The following is an 18,133-nucleotide window of genomic DNA, read 5'->3' as shown; positions in this document are numbered from 1 at the left end:
CCGTTTTCCGGGTCGTTTTTTTAATGAGTGCTGGAATACAAATTACGTTCTAGTTATTGATATCTATCCATTGTCTTAATTGAGATGAGCGGTAAATAGCCTCCACAAGCGTGAGTGAATGTCCGGCTTCACGGATGTTGGTGTAATCCGTGTGCCCCGGGTGGGTGATGGCGTGATAAAACCTGCGGATCGCCTGTTCGTGCCCCAGCCCCCAGTAGCTTTTGACCGAGCCGTCGGGAGAGTCATCGCTGGCCAGCCTGAGGCGCTCGCCGCGGGTGATGCACCAGAGCACGTTGTTATTCAGCAGCAGCGAGCCCTGTTCGCAGTGGATCTCCATCAGAAGTGGGGAATCGGTGGTATTGCAGTTGCTGGCGTAAAACAGGCCGCGCGCGCCGTTGGCAAAGTGCAGCGTGGCCATTGCGCTGTCTTCCCCTTCGGTCACGTCCGCCAGCTCGCCGCTGTCCACCACGCCTTTCACGCGCGTTACGCCACCGGCAAACCACTGCATCAGGTCGAGGGTATGAATGGCCTGGTTGATCAGCAGGCTGCCACCTTCCGTTGCCAGCCGCCCGCGCCACGGGCTTTCGGTGTAGTACGCGCCCGAGCGTGACCACGTCAGCACGGCCTTAATGCTGAGCATTTTTCCCAGCCCGCCGTCCTCCAGCATCTGGCGAATGCGCAGGCTGGTGGGGTTGAGGCGGTTCTGGTAGCACACGCCGAGCAGACCCGACGCCTGTTCGGCGGCGCGGGTGATATCTACGAGTTCGCTGCTGTTCATGCCCACCGGTTTTTCGCAGAAAACATGTTTCCCGGCGGCGAGCGCCGCCAGGATCATGCTTTTATGCTCGAAATGCGGCGTGCAGATGTGGACCACGTCGATGGCATCATCCAGCAGCATTTCCCGGTAATCCTGATAGAAGCGGCACTGATAGCGCATTGCCAACTCCAGCCCTTTGACGCTGTCGATGTCGACCAGCGCGCGTAGCGCGACGTTGGGGAGCAGGCGCAACGCATTCACATGGCAGCCGTGAATCGCTCCGGCACCGATAACCGCCGTGTTCAGGATCGTCATTGTCGCCTCCCGTTATTCCGTCGCGTTGGCCAGCATCTGGGCCTTCACGCAGAGCTCGGCCGCTTTGAAGGCGTGCGCCTGCGTCATGGCGTTTTCGGTACGATGCAGACAGTCGAGGATCAGTTCGCCAAAGAACGGGAACCCGACCTGTCCGGCGACCGGATAGCGGAATTCCCCCTCTTTATTGACGAGATAAACCACGTCCTGCTCGCCGCGGGTGAGATCGACATATTTGCGGATCTCGATATACCCGTCGGTGCCGAGCAGCGTCAGACGTCCATCGCCCCAGGTTGAGAGTCCGTCGGGGGTGAACCAGTCGCAGCGGAAATAACCGCTGGCGCCGTTTTCGCCCCTGATTGTTGCGTCGCCGAAATCTTCAAATGCCGGATGCTGCGGATGGTTGAAATTGCGTGCCTGACTGGCGACCACGGTGGCGTTACGGTTGCCCGTATAAAACAGAAATTGCTCAATCTGGTGGCTGCCGATGTCGCACAGAATGCCGCCGAAGTAGCGACGATCGTAGAACCAGTCCGGGCGGCCGGTCCCTTCCCGGTGCGGGCCTGTCCCCAGGGTTTGGACGACGCGGCCAATGGCCCCCTGCTGCACCAGCTGTCCGGCAAACACCGCGCTCTCCACGTGGAGACGTTCGCTGTAGTACACGGCGTATTTCCGGCCGGTTTTCTCAACCATCGCTTTGGCATCCGCCAGCTGTTCAAGGGTGGTGAGCGGGGCTTTATCCGTGAAGTAGTCCTTGCCGGCCGCCATCGCTTTCAGCCCCAGCGCGCAGCGCTCTGACGGGATAGCCGCACCGGCCACCAGACGCACTTCGTCGTCGTTGAGAATCACCTCCAGCGACTCCGCCACGTTGACCTGCGGGTATTGCTGGATAAATTTATCCACTTTTGCCGGATCGGGGTCGTACACCCACTTCAGCGTGGCCCCGGCTTCAATCAGGCCGTTACTCATGCCGTAGATATGGCCGTGGTCGAGCGCGGCAGCGGCAAAAACAAACTCCCCCTCGCGGACGACCGGCTGAGGTTTACCCACCGGCGCGTAGTTCATTCCGTCATTTTTGTTCATGGTGTCACTCCTTAATCCAGGTCTTTGCCAAGGGGAATCGCACCCACTTCGCTGAAGTTGGCGACGCTTGCGGATTTTTCATAAAAACGGGGAGCAAGGGCGCTCGTCCCGCCGGTACGGTAAAACGGGTCGTCGCGCTGAATCGGCAGCGAGACCACGGTGCGGGTAATGGCGGATTTATAGATCGCAGCGATCAGCTCCAGCGAGCGTTTGCCCTGTAACCCATCCACTAACGGTGCCGTGCCGTGCTCGATGGCAGAAAGCAGGTCATTAATCTGCCCGGCGTGCAGCGTCCACTCGAGCTTCGGCGTCTGCTTAAACACCGCGTCGAGCTGCGCTTCGCGCTGCTGGTCGTGGGTTTCCTGCGGGAAGCCGTTATCGGCGCTGACGCTGGCAAAGGCCTGCCACGGCGCGGAGATGCGCGCCTTCTCACCCTGAATAATGATTTTCTGATCTTCCCCGTGGTGCACGACCGAGGCGGTAAGCTGGGTGAGCGCACCGCTGGGGTATTTGAAGATCGCGGCGCTAAGGTCTTCGACTTCAGCGTTGTCGTGCGCCACGTTGGTCATCATCGCCACCACCTCGGACGGAAAGCCCAGCATCCACTGAATGGCGTCGATGTGGTGAACCGCGTGGTTAAGGGTGCAGCCGCCGCCCTCTTTTTCCCAGGTGCCGCGCCACCACAGGTCGTAGTAGCAGTGTCCGCGCCACCAGAAGGAGTCCACCTGCGCGTGGCAAACCTTGCCCGCAAGCTCCGAATCCAGCGCTGCTTTTAAGCGCCAGAAGGCATCGGTAAAGCGGTTTTGGGCAATGATGGAGAGCATTTTTCCGCTGGCCTTTTGTGCGGCGATCATCGCGTCGCACTCCTCCAGCGAGGCGGCCATCGGTTTTTCGCACAGCACGTGGCAGCCCGCGTTCAGGGCATCAATGCTGATCTCTGCGTGGACGTAGGGCGGCGTGCAGACGTCGACGATATCGATATCCGGTTCTGACGCCAGCATCTGCTGGTGGCTGTCATACACGCGGGCGTCCGTCAGGCCGTAGCGCGCTTTTTTCTCGTGGGCTTTTTCCGGATAAATATCAACCAGCGCGACGATCCGGCAGCGTTGGCCAAACTGCAAATAGCCCTGAATATGGTTGTGCGAGATATTCCCTGTTCCCACAATAGCGACATTTAACATTGATTCTTCTCCGGAGTTACCAGGTGCCTGAGGCGTCCAGCGTGACGCTGGCTGTCTCTTTAGCCACTGAGGTGCTGATGCGTTGTTGAAGCAGGCGCAGATACTGTTTTTCGTTGAGCGGGAACTCGACCCAGTCGTCCGTCCAGGTGGAGAGGTGCATGGCGTTGGAGAGCGTCAACCCGTGGATCCCTTCCAGACCCGGCGCAATGAGCGGCTCGCCGCGCAGGATGGCGGCACAGAAGTTGGCGGTAATGACGTGGTGTTCGCTGCATTCCGGGGCCACGGGAAGCGTGACCTCCCAGCATTCAGGCTCACCAAAACCGTTCTGCCAGCGGGCATTGAAGGCGGTTTCAGATTCCCGCAGCCGCCAGTAGCGCAGCTTGCCCTCTTCGACGACCACCTTGCCGCGATCGCCGACGATTTCCAGCCGGTTGGTTCCCGGCGTTTCCGCCACGGTGGTGATGAACACGCCCGTCGCACCGTTGGCATACTCGGCATAGGCGGTGACGTCGTCTTCCACTTCGATATCGCGATGCTTGCCGAACTGGCAGAACGCGCGCAGACGGACCGGCATACCGACCAGCCACTGCCAGAGATCGAGCTGGTGCGGGTCCTGGTTGAGCAGCACGCCGCCGCCTTCTCCTTTCCAGGTGGCGCGCCAGCCGCCGGAGTTGTAATAGCTCTGCGAGCGATACCAGTTGGTGATGATCCAGTTGGAGCGGCGGATCTCACCCAGCTCGCCGCTGTCGATCAGATCTTTCACCTTCTGGTAGAGCGGGTTCGGGCGCTGGTTGTACATAATGCCGAACACCACATCGCACGCCTGGGCGCAGGCGTTCATCTCCTGTACCTGGGCGGTATACACGCCCGCCGGTTTTTCACACAGGGTGTGGATGCCGTTGCGCATCGCCAGCATCGACAGGCGCGGATGCTCGTAGTGGGGCGTAGCGACAATCACCGCGTCGATAAGCCCGCTCTGGAGCATCTCCTGCGCGTCGCTGAACACGGGGAGGGTGCCGACCAGCTGGCGAATGGCCGGATGCTTTTCCGGCGCATTATCACAAACTGCGGCAAGGCAGGCGTCGCTGACCGTACCCGCCAGTAAATAACGCGCGTGGACCGTACCGATATTACCTATTCCAATAATGCCAAAACGTACCTTCTCCATGTCACACCTTAATTTCAGTTGAAATGAGTGATGACCGGAAAATAGGAAAGGGGAGCGGTAGCGACAATGTGTTTTTGTGAGAATACTCGCAAGGTGATTAAGTAATCTCCAGGCGTTTTGAAATTTGGTTTTAAAATCAAAGGACTGTTTCTGCAAATATTTGCAAAAACTGAATGAGAGCGAGGTCACACTATGCCGGGCAAGTTAAAAATGGAGGAAATTGCGGCTCTGACGGGCTATTCCGTCAGCACGGTTTCGCGGGTATTAAGCGGCAAGTCTTACACCAGCGATAAAGCCAGGGAGGCGATCGTTCGCACCGCGCGGGAGCTCGGTGTGCTGGAGTCTATGGCGAGCGGAAGACTGCTCATTAACGGTATCGCTGTTTTTGCACCGGAAAGAACCTTTCAGGGACGCGGGGATATTTTTTATCTGGAAGTGACGAAAGGAATTGCTGAAGCCTGCGCGCGGCATAATGTGTGGGTCACGTGCTGTGGTTTAGAAGAGCAGCACGCCGATGTGAAAGTCTTTATGGAAAAGGCCAGCCATAAGAATATTAACGCGATAATTATTATTGGCACTGATGATTCCACCATATTTAAACTGGCAAGCACCCTGAATAAGCCCTGCGTGTTAATTAATTCCGTTGACCGGGATCGGGTACTGGATTCCGTGTCACCCGATCACCGGGCGATCGGCTTCACCACCATGCAGTACCTTTTCGAGCAGGGGCATCGCCGCGTGCTCACGCTCACCTGCCTGCGGCGGGATACGCTGTACGCGCGTCTGGACGGTATCAAAGAGGCGTACCGTCATTTTCATGTCGCCTTCGATCCCCAGCGCGATTTGCTCGTGACGGAGTGGTTTACCGCAGAAGAGGCCGAGCAGGCGCTGGATGCGTGGTTAGTGAATCATGACCGCTCGCAGTGGCCGGAGGTGATTTTCCCGAACAGTACCAGCATGACGGAAGGGGTGGTAAGGGCGTTGACGCGACACGGGCTGCGGATTCCGGAAGACATTTCGCTTATCACGACCGATTTTGCATGGAATTTAGCGCACCGTCTGGAAAAACCGGTCACGGGCGTGACGGTGCCCTGCCGCGAGCTGGGAATTGAGGCCGTTCACCTGCTGCAAACGCGGCTCAACCGACCGCAGGCACCGGTCTTTAACCTGCTGTTGCAGGGCAAAGTGATGGATTACGGCTCGGTCAGCAATGCCACGCGCCACGCGGCTCGCGTGGCGCTGGATCAGTGATCAGGCCAGCTGTGGCGGCAGGCAAACGCCGATGCCTCCGATGCCGCAGTAGCCGTACGGGTTTTTATGCAGATACTGCTGGTGATCGTCCTCGGCGTAGTAGAACGGTTTCGCCGTCGCGATTTCCGTGGTCACCTCGCGCGTATCGCCCGCTTCACGCATGGCCTGCTGGAAACGCTCCAGGCTGGCGCGCGCGGCGGCATCCTGCTCAGGCGTGAGCGGATAGATAGCCGAGCGGTACTGCGTGCCGTGATCGTTGCCCTGACGCATGCCCTGCGCCGGGTCGTGATTCTCCCAGAAGACCTGCAGAAGCTGTTCGTAGCTGATTACCGCAGGGTCATAGACCACGCGTACCGCTTCCGCATGGCCGGTTTCGCCGGAGCAGACTTCGCGGTAGGTTGGATTCGGCGTGTAACCGCCCGTGTAGCCGGCTGCCGTGCTGTAAACGCCGGGCAGCTGCCAGAAGAGGCGCTCAACGCCCCAGAAGCAGCCCATGGCGAACAGGGCGATTTCCATGCCATCCGGCACGTTGGTCATGGAATGGCCATTGACGGCGTGTAAGGTCGCTACAGGCATAGGGGTGTTGCGTCCCGGTAATGCATCTGCTTGTGAAACCAGATGCTTTTTGTCGAATAAACTCACGATGGGGCCTCCCGGGGTGCGATGTTTCAGTTAAGGTTGTCACGAAGCGTTTAATTGAACACAATAAATGCGCTGAATGAGACTAGATTTAATCATAAGAAATATTTGGGTGTTACACCCATTTTCAACCCGCGATTCGGGTTTTTGGCCAACAGGCCGTATTTTGCCGCGGAGCGGCACTTCATTTGCTTCCAGGGTGGAAACAGGGATATTCAGGAGAAAACGTGACAAAAATCCGCCAGTTATGTTTAGTCAGTGTGTTGCTGACAAGCGGGATTGCCAGCGCGGCGAATGTCCGTTTGCAGGTTGAGGGGTTATCCGGGGCGCTACAAAAAAACGTACGTGCGCAGTTATCGACCATCCAGAGTGATGAGGTGACGCCGGACCGGCGTTTTCGCGCGCGTGTCGATGATGCGATCCGCGAGGGGCTGAAAGCGCTGGGTTATTACGAACCCACCATTGATTTTGACCTCCGTCCGCCTCCAAAGAAGGGGCGCCAGGTGCTTATTGCCCGCGTTTCGCCGGGCGAGCCGGTGTTGATTGGTGGCACGAACGTTATCCTGCGCGGCGGGGCGCGTACCGACCGGGATTACCTGGACCTGCTCAGCACGCGGCCGAAAATCGGTACCGTGCTTAATCACGGCGACTACGACCATTTCAAAAAAGAGCTGACCAGCGTTTCCCTGCGTAAGGGCTACTTTGACAGCCAGTTCAACAAAAGCCAACTGGGCATTGCGCTGGCGCGACGTCAGGCCTTCTGGGATATCGACTACGACAGCGGAGAACGTTACCGCTTTGGCGACGTGACGTTCGAAGGTTCGCAAATTCGTGAAGAGTACCTGCAAAACCTCGTGCCCTTCAAAAAAGGGGACTACTACCAGTCGAGCGACCTCGGAGAGCTGAACCGACGCCTCTCCGCTACCGGCTGGTTTAACTCCGTGGTTGTCGCACCGGAATTTGCTAAGTCACGCAAAACCAAGGTGTTGCCGCTGCATGGCGTTGTTTCGCCGCGCACCGAGAACACCATTGAGACCGGTGTGGGCTACTCGACGGACGTGGGGCCACGGGTGAAAACCTCGTGGAAAAAACCGTGGGTGAACTCGTACGGCCACAGCCTGACCACCAGCCTGAGCCTCTCTGCGCCTGAGCAGCAGCTGGATTTCAGCTACAAAATGCCGCTGCTGAAAAATCCGCTTGAGCAGTATTACCTTCTGCAGGGCGGTTTTAAGCGCACCGATTTGAACGACACCGAGCAGGACTCGACGACGCTTGCGGTCTCCCGCTTCTGGGATCTCTCCAGCGGCTGGCAGCGCGCCATTAACCTGCGCTGGAGCCTCGATCACTTTACCCAGGCTAACGTCACCAACACCACTATGCTGCTTTATCCGGGGGTGATGATCAGCCGCACCCGCTCGCGCGGGGGCCTGATGCCGACCTGGGGCGACTCACAGCGCTACTCCATCGATTATTCCAACACCGCCTGGGGCTCCGACGTGGACTTCTCCGTCTTTCAGGCGCAAAACGTCTGGATCCGCACGCTGTACGACAAACATCGCTTTGTGATGCGAGGCAATCTCGGCTGGATTGAAACGGGCGATTTCGAGCGCGTTCCGCCGGATCTGCGCTTCTTCGCCGGGGGCGACCGCAGCATACGCGGGTATAAGTACAAATCGATCTCACCTGAGAACGAAAAGGGCCAGCTGACCGGTGCGTCAAAACTGGCGACGGGCTCGCTGGAGTACCAGTACAACGTCAGCGGAAAGTGGTGGGGCGCCATGTTTGTTGACGGCGGTGAAGCGGTGAACGATATCCGCCGCAGCGACTTTAAAACCGGCGCGGGCGTCGGCGTACGCTGGCAGTCACCCGTCGGGCCTATTAAGCTCGATTTCGCCGTGCCGGTGGGTGACAAAGATGAACACGGATTACAGTTTTACATCGGTCTGGGGCCTGAATTATGAGTTTATGGAAGAAAATAAGCCTCGGAGTGCTGATCTTTATTGTGCTGCTGCTCGGGACGGTGGCGTTTCTGGTAGGAACGACGACCGGGCTGCATCTGCTGTTTAACGCCGCGAACCGCTGGGTGCCGGGGCTGGAAATTGGCCAGGTGACGGGCGGCTGGCGCGACCTGCGCCTGAAGAACATTCGCTATGAGCAGCCGGGCGTGGCGGTTAACGCCGGGGAGTTTCACCTGGCGGTGAAGCTGGGCTGTTTGCGGGACAGCAAGCTCTGCGTCAACGATCTGTCGCTAAAAGATGTCAACGTGGCGATAGACTCGAAGAAAATGCCGAAGTCTGCGCCGGTTGAAGAAGAGGACAGCGGCCCGCTGAATCTCTCCACGCCGTACCCGATCGCGCTTTATCGGGTCGCGCTCGATAACATCAATATCAAAATCGACGACACCACCGTGTCCGTGATGGATTTCACCTCCGGCCTGCGCTGGCAGGAGAAAAACCTCACCCTGACGCCAACGTCCCTGCAGGGCTTATTGATCGCACTGCCGAAAGTGGCCGACGTGGCGCAGGAAGAGATCGTCGAGCCGAAGATCCAGAACCCGCAGCCGGAAGAGAAGCCGCTGGGCGAAACGCTGAAAGACCTCTTCTCGAAGCCAGTGCTGCCGGAAATGACCGACGTTCATCTGCCGCTGAACCTTAACATTGAGGAATTCAAAGGCGAACAGCTGCGTCTGACGGGCGATACCGACCTGACGGTCTATAACATGCTGCTGAAGGTCAGCAGCATTGACGGCAACATGAAGCTCGACGCGCTGGATATCGACACCAACCAGGGCTCGGTGAATGCGTCAGGTAATGCCCTGCTTCGCGACAGCTGGCCGGTGGATATCACGCTGAATAGCACCCTGAACATCGACCCGCTGAAAGGCGAGAAAGTGAAGGTCAAGGTGGGCGGGGCGCTGCGCGATAAGCTCGATGTTGGCGTGAATCTCTCCGGTCCGGTGGACATGGCGCTGCGTGCGCAAACCCAGCTGGCGGAAGCCGGGCTGCCGCTCAATCTTGAGGTTGTCAGCAAGCAGCTTTCCTGGCCGTTCACCGGCGAAAAGCAGTTCCAGGCCGATGACCTGAAGCTGAAGCTGAGCGGCAAGATGACCGACTACACGCTCTCGTTCCGCACCGCGGTGAAGGGGCAGGGCGTGCCGCCCGCGAACATCACCCTGGATGCGAAGGGCAACGAACAGCAGGTCAACCTCGACAAGCTGACCGTCGCGGCGCTGGAAGGTAAAACCGAGCTGACCGCGCTGCTCGACTGGCAGCAGGCGATCAGCTGGCGCGGCGAGCTGAAGCTGACGGGCATTAACACCGCCAAAGAGGTGCCGGACTGGCCGTCGAAGCTCGATGGTCTGATCAAAACCCGCGGCAGCCTGTACGGCGGCACGTGGCAGATGGACGTGCCGGAGATCAAGCTCACCGGGAACGTGAAGCAGAACAAGGTAAACGTTGAAGGCTCGGTGAAAGGCAACAGTTATCTGCAGTGGGTTATCCCGGGCCTGCACGTGGCCCTGGGGCGCAACACGGCGGATATCAAAGGCGAGCTGGGGGTGAAAGATCTTAATCTGGATGCCACCATCGACGCGCCGAATCTGGATAACGCCCTGCCGGGGCTTGGCGGTACGGCGAAAGGACTCGTGAAGGTGCGCGGCACGGTAGACGCACCGCAGCTGCTGGCGGATATCACCGCCAATAACCTGCGCTGGCAAGAGCTAAGCGTTGCCCGCGTCCGCGTGGAAGGGGATGTGAAATCCACCGACCAGATCGGCGGTAACCTGAACCTGCGCGTGGAGCGTATTTCCCAGCCGGACGTGAACATCAGCCTGGTCACCCTGGACGCGAAAGGGAACGAGAAGCAGCACGACCTCCAGCTGCGGGTGCAGGGCGAGCCAGTCTCCGGCCAGCTTCACCTGACCGGCAGCTTCGACCGCAAACAGGCGCGCTGGAAAGGGACGCTGGATAACACCCGTTTCAATACGCCGGTCGGGCCGCTGGCGCTGTCGCGCGCCATTGCTCTGGACTACCGCAACGCCGAGCAGAAGATCAGCATTGGGCCGCACTGCTGGACCAACCCGAATGCGGAACTGTGCGTGCCGCAGACCATCGATGCGGGCGCGGAAGGGCGCGCGCAGATCAACCTCAACCGCTTCGATCTGGCGATGCTAAAACCGTTTATGCCGGATACCACGCAGGCGAGCGGCGTCTTCAGTGGGAAAGCCGATGTCGCCTGGGACACCACCAAAGAGGGGCTGCCGCAGGGTAGCGTCACGCTGTCCGGGCGTAACGTGAAGGTGACGCAGGAGGTGAATGACGCGCCGCTGCCGGTGGCCTTCGACACCCTGAACCTGAGCGCGGACCTGCATAACAACCGTGCGGAGCTGGGGTGGCTGATTCGCCTCACCAATAACGGTCAGTTTGACGGGAAGGTTCAAATTACCGACCCACAGGGACGGCGAAATCTGGGCGGCAACGTCACTATCCGCAACTTCAACCTGGCGATGGTGAACCCGATTTTCGCACGCGGGGAAAAAGCCGAGGGCATGGTGAATGCCAACCTGCGTCTGGCGGGCAATGCGCAAAACCCTCAGCTGTTCGGCCAACTGCGGCTCAGCGGCGTGGATATTGACGGCAACTTTATGCCGTTTGACATGCAGCCCAGCCAGATCGCCATGAACTTCAACGGCATGAGCTCGACGCTAAGCGGCTCGGTACTGACGCAGCAAGGACAAATCAACCTAAGCGGCGACGCGGACTGGAGCCAGCTCGATAACTGGCGCGCCCGTATTGCCGCGAAAGGCAGTAAGGTGCGCATCACCGTACCGCCGATGGTGCGTCTGGACGTCTCGCCTGATGTGGTCTTTGAAGCCACGCCAAGCCTCTTCACGCTTGACGGTCGCGTCGACGTGCCGTGGGCGCGCATCGTGGTTCACGATGTGCCGGAAAGTGCGGTCGGCGTCTCAAGTGATGAAGTTATGCTCAATGAAAATCTGAAACCTGTCGAACAGAAGAGCGCTGGCATACCGATTAATAGTAACCTTATCGTGCACGTGGGGAATAACGTGCGGTTGGATGCGTTTGGGCTGAAGGCGAGGCTTACGGGCGACCTGAAGGTGGCGCAGGATAAACAAGGGCTTGGCCTGAACGGGCAAATCAATATTCCTGAAGGGCGTTTCCACGCTTATGGTCAGGATCTGATTGTCCGTAAAGGCGAGCTGCTGTTCTCCGGTCCACCGGATCAGCCCCTGCTGAACATCGAAGCGATTCGTAACCCGGAAGCGACGGAAAACGACGTCATTGCTGGGGTACGCGTCACCGGTTCTGCTGACGAACCGAAGGCGGAGATCTTCTCTGACCCAGCGATGTCCCAGCAGGAAGCTCTCTCTTACCTGCTGCGTGGACAAGGTCTCGACAGCGGTCAGAGCGACAGTGCGGCGATGACCTCGATGTTAGTGGGGCTGGGGGTTGCACAAAGTGGGCAGGTTGTGGGTAAAATCGGCGAGACGTTCGGCGTAAGCAATCTGGCGCTGGACACCCAGGGCGTGGGTGACTCCTCGCAGGTGGTGGTCAGCGGCTATGTACTGCCGGGTCTGCAGGTAAAATATGGTGTGGGGATCTTTGACTCACTGGCAACACTCACGTTACGCTATCGCCTGATGCCTAAGCTATATCTGGAAGCAGTGTCCGGCGTAGACCAGGCACTTGATCTGCTCTATCAGTTTGAGTTTTAGCAATGCGAATATTTGTCTACGGCAGTTTACGAACCAAGCAAGGCAACAGTCACTGGATGACCAATGCCCTGCTGCTGGGGAATTACAATATCGAGAACTACCAGTTGTACAGCCTGGGCCACTATCCAGGCGCGGTTCCCGGCGAAGGAACAGTACAGGGTGAAGTTTATCGTATTGATAACGCGACACTTGCCGAACTTGATGCCTTGCGCACCAGGGGCGGTGAATACGCGCGCCAGTTGATCCAGACGCCGTACGGAAGTGCGTGGATGTATGTCTACCAGCGTCCGGTCGAAGGGTTAACGCGGATTGTAAGCGGTAACTGGTTAGACAGAGACCAGTACTGAAAAAAAACAACGCCACCGTGAGGTGGCGTTGTTTTTTTACGCCTCTTGCGGGGTGGCGCTGCGCTTACCCGGCCTGCATGTTCCAGCCACAAAAAAGCCCCGGCATGCGGGGCTTTTTTTAATCGGCAGTAAGAATTACTTCTTAGCAGCGCGTTCGAAAGAGGCGATGATTTCCGCTTTCGCTGCTTCTGCGTTGTCCCAGCCGTCAACTTTAACCCACTTGCCTTTTTCGAGGTCTTTGTAGTGCTCGAAGAAGTGAGTGATCTGCGCTTTCAGCAGTTCTGGCAGGTCGTTCACATCTTTGATGTGATCGTATTCTTTGCTCAGCTTGGTGTGCGGTACCGCAACCAGCTTCGCATCTTCACCGGATTCGTCGGTCATTTTCAGCACGCCAACGGGACGGCAGCGAATCACTGCGCCTGGCTGCAGTGGGTATGGCGTTGGGACCAGCACGTCAACCGGGTCACCGTCCAGAGACAGGGTGTGGTTGATGTAACCGTAGTTGCACGGATAGAACATCGCGGTAGACATGAAACGGTCTACGAACAGGGCGCCGCTCTCTTTGTCCACTTCGTATTTGATCGGATCTGCGTTAGCCGGGATTTCGATAACTACGTAGATGTCTTCTGGCAGTTCTTTACCCGCTGGGACGTTGAGTAAGCTCATGTCGGTGTCCTTTAAAATGGATGGTAAACAAGTGGCAGGTATTATAGCCAACTCGCGCTGAATGTCTCCGCCTGTTTTCGCCTTCTCTCCACGTTATTCCCACTTTTCAGACCGATTCCATGACAGAAAAATCCATAAACTCAGCCGCATTTTTCATGGAGAAATGAAAGCGATTACAAACTTGTGATTAACGTTTTATTCACTTTTCTGAAGTGTGATGTAACGCAATTCGTTACATATTTCATGGGCTATAGTCATTCCGCAGAACATCTTTTAACCAACAATAACTCACCCTACGAGGACGTTCATATGTGGAAGCGCTTACTCCTGGTCACAGCCGTTTCGGCAGCCATGTCGTCTATGGCGATGGCCGCTCCCTTAACCGTAGGTTTTTCGCAAGTCGGCTCTGAATCTGGCTGGCGAGCGGCAGAAACCAACGTGGCGAAAAGCGAAGCTCAGAAACGCGGTATTACCCTGAAAATCGCCGATGGTCAGCAAAAACAAGAGAATCAGATCAAAGCCGTGCGCTCCTTTATCGCCCAGGGCGTGGATGCCATCTTTATTGCCCCCGTCGTGGCGACCGGCTGGGAACCCGTCCTGAAGGAAGCGAAAGACGCTGAGATCCCGGTCTTCCTCCTCGATCGTTCCATCGACGTCAAAGACAAATCTCTCTATATGACCACCGTGACGGCCAATAACGTGCTGGAAGGGCAGTTAATTGGTGACTGGCTGGTAAAACAGGTCGACGGCAAGCCGTGTAACGTCGTTGAGCTGCAGGGTACCGTCGGGGCGAGCGTGGCCATCGACCGTAAAAAAGGCTTTGCTGAAGCCATCGCGAAAGCGCCAAACATCAAGATTATCCGCTCTCAGTCCGGCGACTTTACCCGCAGCAAAGGTAAAGAGGTCATGGAGAGCTTCATTAAGGCTGAAAACAACGGCAAGAACATCTGCATGGTTTACGCCCACAACGATGACATGGTGATCGGTGCGATTCAGGCCATTAAAGAAGCGGGCCTGAAGCCGGGCAAAGATATCCTCACCGGCTCTATCGACGGCGTGCCGGACATCTACAAAGCGATGATCGACGGCGAAGCCAACGCCAGCGTGGAGCTGACGCCGAACATGGCGGGCCCGGCATTCGACGCGCTGGAGAAATTCAAGAAAGACGGCACGATGCCGGAGAAAGTGACGGTCACCAAGTCCACGCTCTATCTGCCTGATACGGCGAAAGAAGAGTTAGAGAAGAAGAAAAATATGGGCTACTAAGACCCGCGCCCCTCACCCCAGCCCTCTCCCCGGAGGGGAGAGGGAGAAAGGCAGGGCGGAGCTGGATATTAACAACTGGCACGATCAATCCCCTCTCCCCTCCGGGGAGAGGGTCAGGGTGAGGGGGAAACCATGACCACTGAACAACACCAGGAAATCCTCCGCACAGAGGGCTTGAGTAAATTCTTCCCCGGCGTAAAGGCGCTGGATAACGTTGATTTCAGCCTGCGGCGCGGGGAGATCATGGCGCTGCTGGGCGAAAACGGCGCGGGAAAATCGACGCTGATTAAATCCCTGACCGGTGTTTATCACGCTGACCGCGGCACCATCTGGCTGGAAGGCAACGCCATTTCACCCAAAAACACCGCCCATGCCCAGCAGCTGGGGATCGGGACGGTCTATCAGGAAGTGAACCTGCTGCCGAATATGTCGGTGGCGGATAACCTGTTTATTGGCCGAGAGCCACGACGCTTTGGCCTGCTGCGCCGTAAAGAGATGGAGGCGCGGGCGACAAAGCTGATGGAATCCTACGGCTTCTCCCTCGACGTCCGCGAGCCGCTGAACCGCTTTTCCGTGGCGATGCAGCAGATCGTCGCCATTTGTCGCGCGATCGATCTCTCCGCAAAGGTGCTGATCCTCGACGAACCCACCGCCAGCCTCGATACCCAGGAGGTGGAGATGCTCTTTACCCTGATGCGCCAGCTGCGCGATCAGGGCGTCAGCCTGATCTTCGTTACCCACTTCCTCGATCAGGTGTATGAGGTAAGCGATCGCATTACGGTGCTGCGCAACGGCAGCTTTGTCGGCTGCCGCGAAACCCGCGAGCTGCCGCAGATCGAGCTGGTCAAAATGATGCTGGGCCGCGAGCTGGAGACCAACGCCCTTCAGCGCGCGGGCCGCACGCTGCTGAGCGAGAAGCCGGTCGCCGCGTTCAGCGATTACGGTAAAAAAGGGGTCATCTCGCCGTTTAACCTTGAGGTGCGGCCAGGCGAAATTGTCGGGCTGGCGGGCCTGTTAGGCTCGGGTCGAACCGAGACCGCCGAGGTGATCTTCGGGATCAAGCCCGCCGACAGCGGCAGCGCGCTGATCAAGGGCAAACCGCAAACCCTGCGATCGCCGCATCAGGCCTCCTGTCTCGGCGTCGGCTTCTGCCCGGAGGACCGGAAAACGGACGGCATTATTGCCGCGGCCTCGGTGCGGGAAAATATCATTCTGGCGCTACAGGCCCAGCGCGGCTGGCTGAGGCCGATCCCTCGTAAAGAGCAGAACGCCATTGCCGAACGCTTTATCCGCCAGCTCGGCATTCGCACCCCGAGCGCGGAACAGCCCATTGAATTTCTCTCCGGCGGTAACCAGCAGAAAGTGCTGCTGTCGCGCTGGCTGCTGACCAAACCCCAGTTCCTGATCCTCGACGAACCGACCCGCGGCATTGACGTGGGGGCGCACGCCGAAATTATCCGGCTTATCGAGACCCTGTGCGCTGATGGTCTGGCGCTGCTGGTCATTTCGTCCGAGCTGGAAGAGCTGGTGGGCTATGCCGATCGCGTCATCATCATGCGCGATCGTAAACAGGTGACAGAGATCCCGCTGGATAAGCTGTCCGTTCCGGCGATCATGAATGCCATCGCGGCATAAGGAGTGAATCGTGATGTCCCGTTCGCTTTCGCAAACCGGTGAGACAAAGCGCCGCTTCAGCTGGCCAACCGGCACGCCGCAAATCGCGGCGCTGCTGGTGGTACTGCTGGTTGATAGCCTGGTTGCCCCGCATTTCTTCCAGATCATCGTGCAGGATGGCCGCCTGTTTGGCAGCCCGATAGACATTTTAAACCGTGCCGCGCCCGTGGCGCTGCTGGCCATCGGGATGACGCTGGTGATTGCCACCGGCGGGATTGACCTCTCCGTCGGCGCGGTGATGGCTATCGCCGGGGCCACGGCCGCCTCCATGACCGTGGCCGGGCACAGCCTGCCGGTGGTCCTGCTGGCAGCCTTAGGTACCGGCGTGCTGGCCGGGTTATGGAACGGCATTCTGGTGGCGGTCCTGAAAATCCAGCCCTTTGTCGCCACGCTGATTTTAATGGTGGCCGGGCGCGGCGTCGCGCAGCTGATTACCTCCGGCCAGATTGTTACCTTCAACTCACCGAGCCTGGCGTGGCTCGGCAGCGGCAACCTTCTGTTCTTCCCGACGCCGGTGATTATTGCCCTGGTGACGTTAGTGGTGTTCTGGCTTTTCACCCGCAAAACGGCACTGGGCATGTTCATTGAGGCCGTCGGGATCAACATCCGCGCCGCGCGCAACGCCGGGGTCAACACGCGGCTGATGGTGATGCTGACCTACGTGCTGAGCGGTATCTGCGCTGCCATCGCCGGGGTGATCGTCGCGGCGGATATCCGCGGAGCCGATGCCAACAACGCCGGGCTCTGGCTGGAGCTGGATGCGATCCTGGCGGTGGTCATCGGCGGCGGGTCGCTGATGGGCGGACGCTTTAACCTGCTGCTCTCGGTGATCGGCGCGCTGATCATTCAGGGCATGAACACCGGGATCCTGCTCTCCGGTTTCCAGCCGGAACTCAACCAGGTGGTGAAAGCGGTGGTCGTGCTCTGCGTGCTGATCGTCCAGTCGCCGCGCTTTGTCAGCATCATTAAGGGGATCCGTGGCCATGATAAAACGTAATTTACCGCTAATGATCACGCTGGGCGTGTTTGTGCTGGGCTACCTCTACTGTCTGACGCAGTTCCCCGGCTTTGCCTCGACGCGCGTGATCTGCAATATCCTGACCGATAACGCCTTTTTAGGCATCATCGCCGTCGGCATGACCTTTGTGATCCTCTCCGGCGGGATCGACCTCTCCGTCGGCTCGGTGATCGCGTTTACGGGCGTATTTCTCGCAAAGGCGATCGGCTTCTGGGGCATCTCACCGCTGGTGGCGTTTCCGCTGGTGCTGGTGATGGGCTGCGCGTTTGGCGCCTTTATGGGGCTGCTGATCGACGCGTTAAAGATTCCGGCGTTTATTATTACCCTCGCGGGAATGTTCTTCCTCCGTGGGGTGAGCTACCTGGTGTCGGAAGAGTCGATCCCGATTAACCATCCGGTGTACGACACGCTCTCCAGCCTGGCGTGGAAGATCCCCGGCGGCGGCCGCCTGAGCGCGATGGGGCTGCTGATGCTGGGCGTGGTCGTCATTGGCATCTTCCTTGCTCACCGTACCCGGTTTGGCAATCAGGTTTACGCCATTGGCGGCAACGCCACGTCGGCCAACCTGATGGGGATCTCGACCCGCAGCACCACCATCCGCATCTATATGCTCTCGACCGGCCTGGCGACGCTGGCGGGTATCGTCTTCTCGGTATACACCCAGGCGGGCTATGCCCTCGCAGGCGTGGGCGTTGAGCTGGATGCGATTGCTTCTGTGGTCATCGGCGGTACGCTGCTCAGCGGCGGCGTGGGGACGGTGCTGGGGACGCTGTTCGGCGTGGCGATTCAGGGGCTGATACAAACCTATATCAACTTTGACGGCACGCTCAGCTCCTGGTGGACGAAGATCGCCATCGGCATTCTGCTGTTTATTTTTATTGCCCTACAGCGTGGTCTGACGGTGCTCTGGGAGAACCGTCAAAGCTCGCCTGTTACTCGCGTAAACACATCGGTAACAGAGCGATAACACGCTGAATTTGCTTAAAGTCTAAACATTTTCCGGTAGCGGCCGATACTCTTTTTTTATGCCCAGAAAT

Annotated in this window: 14 protein-coding genes; 8 read left to right on the top strand and 6 right to left on the bottom strand. The window is 58.3% G+C overall.

What is annotated here, in order from left to right; genetic code table 11:
• Window positions 1-49: 49 nt before the first annotated feature.
• Genes ACMGGE_RS14490 through ACMGGE_RS14475 form a run of 4 tightly spaced genes read right to left on the bottom strand, consistent with a single transcriptional unit; the run spans window position 50 to window position 4,501 of the window.
• The gene (locus ACMGGE_RS14490; RefSeq protein WP_045908037.1) at window positions 50-1,072 is read right to left on the bottom strand and encodes a Gfo/Idh/MocA family protein; all 1,023 of its coding nucleotides are present in this window, start codon (window positions 1,070-1,072) and stop codon (window positions 50-52) included.
• A gap of 12 nt (window positions 1,073-1,084) precedes the next feature.
• Window positions 1,085-2,152, bottom strand: a complete 1,068-nt coding sequence (locus ACMGGE_RS14485) for a Gfo/Idh/MocA family protein (RefSeq protein WP_048027907.1) — start codon at window positions 2,150-2,152, stop codon at window positions 1,085-1,087.
• 11 nt (window positions 2,153-2,163) lie between these two features.
• Entirely contained in the window at window positions 2,164-3,333 is a 1,170-nt protein-coding gene (locus tag ACMGGE_RS14480; RefSeq protein WP_048225340.1) for a Gfo/Idh/MocA family protein, read from the bottom strand.
• Window positions 3,334-3,349: 16 nt separating this feature from the next.
• Window positions 3,350-4,501: a Gfo/Idh/MocA family protein gene (locus ACMGGE_RS14475; protein ID WP_048225344.1), complete on the bottom strand. Its 1,152-nt coding sequence runs from the start codon at window positions 4,499-4,501 to the stop codon at window positions 3,350-3,352.
• 192 nt (window positions 4,502-4,693) lie between these two features.
• Between ACMGGE_RS14475 and ACMGGE_RS14470 the strand changes: the two genes are divergently transcribed.
• Entirely contained in the window at window positions 4,694-5,752 is a 1,059-nt protein-coding gene (locus ACMGGE_RS14470; RefSeq protein ID WP_048027913.1) for a LacI family DNA-binding transcriptional regulator, read from the top strand.
• Here ACMGGE_RS14470 and msrA read toward each other — a convergent pair whose 3' ends face one another.
• Window positions 5,753-6,394 (bottom strand): peptide-methionine (S)-S-oxide reductase MsrA, encoded by a 642-nt coding sequence (gene msrA, locus ACMGGE_RS14465; protein ID WP_048027915.1) that lies wholly within the window; start codon window positions 6,392-6,394, stop codon window positions 5,753-5,755.
• A gap of 224 nt (window positions 6,395-6,618) precedes the next feature.
• On the opposite strand from msrA, the gene tamA reads away from it, so the two are divergent.
• From tamA to ACMGGE_RS14450, 3 genes are read left to right on the top strand one after another with little or no spacing between them, the layout of a single operon-like run.
• Complete coding sequence (gene tamA, locus ACMGGE_RS14460) at window positions 6,619-8,352, top strand: autotransporter assembly complex protein TamA (protein WP_420293907.1); 1,734 nt, start codon at window positions 6,619-6,621, stop codon at window positions 8,350-8,352.
• Window positions 8,349-12,125 (top strand): autotransporter assembly complex protein TamB, encoded by a 3,777-nt coding sequence (tamB, locus tag ACMGGE_RS14455; protein ID WP_420293906.1) that lies wholly within the window; start codon window positions 8,349-8,351, stop codon window positions 12,123-12,125. Before tamA ends, tamB begins: the two co-directional genes overlap by 4 nt.
• 2 nt (window positions 12,126-12,127) lie before the next feature.
• Window positions 12,128-12,472, top strand: a complete 345-nt coding sequence (locus tag ACMGGE_RS14450) for a gamma-glutamylcyclotransferase family protein (RefSeq protein ID WP_014830431.1) — start codon at window positions 12,128-12,130, stop codon at window positions 12,470-12,472.
• A 135-nt stretch (window positions 12,473-12,607) separates the two neighbouring features.
• On the opposite strand, the gene ppa is transcribed toward ACMGGE_RS14450, so the two are convergent.
• On the bottom strand, window positions 12,608-13,138 hold the full coding sequence (gene ppa / locus ACMGGE_RS14445) for an inorganic diphosphatase (protein WP_008501423.1): 531 nt from the start codon (window positions 13,136-13,138) through the stop codon (window positions 12,608-12,610).
• Between the two features lie 309 nt (window positions 13,139-13,447).
• Here ppa and ytfQ point away from each other — a divergent pair, with 309 nt between their 5' ends.
• From ytfQ to yjfF, 4 genes are all read left to right on the top strand, one after another.
• Window positions 13,448-14,404: a galactofuranose ABC transporter substrate-binding protein YtfQ gene (gene ytfQ, locus ACMGGE_RS14440; protein WP_014882271.1), complete on the top strand. Its 957-nt coding sequence runs from the start codon at window positions 13,448-13,450 to the stop codon at window positions 14,402-14,404.
• A 132-nt stretch (window positions 14,405-14,536) separates the two neighbouring features.
• A complete protein-coding gene (gene ytfR / locus ACMGGE_RS14435) occupies window positions 14,537-16,039 on the top strand; it encodes a galactofuranose ABC transporter, ATP-binding protein YtfR (RefSeq protein ID WP_334753815.1) in 1,503 nt (500 codons plus the stop codon).
• A gap of 10 nt (window positions 16,040-16,049) precedes the next feature.
• Window positions 16,050-17,075, top strand: coding sequence for a galactofuranose ABC transporter, ATP-binding protein YtfT (ytfT, locus tag ACMGGE_RS14430; protein ID WP_262805816.1), 1,026 nt, complete (start codon window positions 16,050-16,052; stop codon window positions 17,073-17,075).
• A complete protein-coding gene (gene yjfF, locus ACMGGE_RS14425; RefSeq protein ID WP_021240694.1) occupies window positions 17,062-18,063 on the top strand; it encodes a galactofuranose ABC transporter, permease protein YjfF in 1,002 nt (333 codons plus the stop codon). Before ytfT ends, yjfF begins: the two co-directional genes overlap by 14 nt.
• Window positions 18,064-18,133 lie beyond the last annotated feature (70 nt).

The organism is Enterobacter sp. BNK-22 (assembly GCF_048684805.1).
In the GTDB taxonomy this organism is placed as follows: domain Bacteria; phylum Pseudomonadota; class Gammaproteobacteria; order Enterobacterales; family Enterobacteriaceae; genus Enterobacter; species Enterobacter quasiroggenkampii.
Note: the sequence above shows the minus strand (reverse complement) of the source record. Positions and strands in the feature narration are given on the sequence as shown.